This is a genomic window from Thermoflexus sp. (assembly GCF_025055495.1).
In the GTDB taxonomy this organism is placed as follows: Bacteria; Chloroflexota; Anaerolineae; order Thermoflexales; family Thermoflexaceae; genus Thermoflexus.
Genome location: NZ_JANWXB010000354.1, coordinates 1 through 1,952, shown reverse-complemented (window position 1 = coordinate 1,952; position 1,952 = coordinate 1). Strand labels below are relative to the sequence as shown.

1 protein-coding gene is annotated in these 1,952 nt (G+C 64.1%); it reads right to left on the bottom strand.

What is annotated here, in order from left to right:
- Window positions 1-81: 81 nt before the first annotated feature.
- Window positions 82-1,791, bottom strand: a complete 1,710-nt coding sequence (gene ade, locus NZM16_RS11460; protein WP_295449991.1) for an adenine deaminase — start codon at window positions 1,789-1,791, stop codon at window positions 82-84.
- Window positions 1,792-1,952: the final 161 nt, after the last annotated feature.

Sequence of the window (1,952 nt, the reverse complement as noted above, 5' to 3'; positions counted from 1 at the left end):
TAACTGGACAAAGCACTAGGTGGAGGAAGGGAGTGGGGATGGGTTGGGAGCGCGTCGAAGGCGCGCTCCCAACCCGGAGCCTCACTCCTCCACAAAGAGCGGGATGCGCTCGAACCGGTTCACGTCTACCAGGCCGAGGTCGGTGATCTTCAGCTCCGGGATCACTTCGAGGGCCAGGAAGCTCAGGGTCATCAGCGGGTTGGGGAGCTCGCTGCCCAGGGCCCGGGCCGCCACGAGCACGTCCTCCATCTGTTTTCGGACGGTTTCAATGGGCTGATCCGACATCAGGCCGGCGATGGGGAGGGGAACACGGGCTAAGATCTGATCTCCATCGGCAGCGGCTACCCCTCCACCGGCTTCGGCTACCGCCCGAACCGCGGTCATCATCGAGCGATCATCGGCCCCCACCACCACCACGTTGTGGTGATCGTGCGCCACCGAGGACGCCAGCGCGCCCCGCCGCAGTCCGATCCCCTTCACAAACCCCAGGCCCATCTGTCCGGTCGCCCGGTGGCGTTCAATCACCGCGATCTTCAGCAGATCCCGCTCCGGGTCCGCCATCGCCTGGCCGTCGGTGATCCGGGCGTCCTCGATGAGGTGCTTGGTGATCAGCTGATCCGGAATCACCCCGATGACGTGGATCCGACGACCCTGGGCCGGGATCCGGAACTGGATCCGATCCCAGGCGATGTTCATGGTGCCCCGCAGGTCGACCTTCCGGTTGACCGGCTCCCAGAGGGGGCGGCCGTCCTCGGCGACCAGGACCCCGTGGCGGAACACGAGCTCCGGGCGGAGGTCATAGAGATCCGAGAACACCACCAGATCCGCCAGCCGGCTCGGCGCGATGGCGCCCCGGTCGTGAAGCCGGAAATGCTCCGCCGGGTTCAGGGTGGCCATTTGGATCGCGATGACGGGGTCCAGACCCAACCGCACCGCCTTGCGGATCAGGAAGTCGATATGTCCCTCCTCCAGCAGATCCGCGGGCTGGCGATCATCGGTGCAGAAACAGAAGCGGCGGCTGTTGGCGGGGGTGATGGCGGGAAGGAGATCGGCCAGGTTGCGGGCCACCGAAGATTCGCGGACAAACACATACATCCCCAGCCGGGCTTTCTCCTGGGCCTCCTCCGCGGTGGTGCATTCGTGATCCGAGGTGATCCCGGCCGCCACATAGGCCACCAGGTCCCGCCCGGTGAGCTGGGGGGCGTGGCCGTCGCGGACCACATGGGCGAAGGCCCGGAGCTTGTCCAGCACCGCGGGGTCGCCGTGGATGACGCCGGGATAATTCATCATCTCCGCCAGCCCCAGCACCCAGGGGCTGGAGAGCAGAGGCTGGAGGTCATACCAGTGGAGCGCCGCCCCTGCGGTCTCCATCGGGGAGGCCGGAACACATGAGGGAAGCATCACGAAGACGCTCAGGGGGTTATACTTGGCGGCGTTCAGCATATAGCGGATGCCATCCAGGCCCAGGACGTTGGCGATCTCGTGGGGATCGATGATCACGGTGGTGGTGCCGCGGGGGACAACTGCGCGGGCGAACTCCGGCGGGGGAACCATACTGCTTTCGATGTGAACATGGGCATCGATGAATCCGGGGGCCACGAAGCGCCCTTTCAGCTCGATGACCTCCCTGGCGGCGTAGCCCTCCCCGATCCCCACAATCCATGAGCCATGGATGGCGATATCGGCCTCATACACATCCCCGGTAAACACATTGATCAGGCGTCCTCCTTTGAGGAGCAAATCAGCCGGCTCCTGACCGCGCGCCAGGCGGATCCGGTGGGCCAGCTCCATTGTGCATCCTCCCTCTAGTTTAGGAGTGTAACCTCAAGATATATGACGCCCTGGAGAAACGAACATATTTGAAAGAATTATATTCTGGGACCAGAAATGGGCAAACTCTTCGATCAAATGGGAGGGGCGCCGTGGGCGACCTCCGAGCTCTCCTACGGATT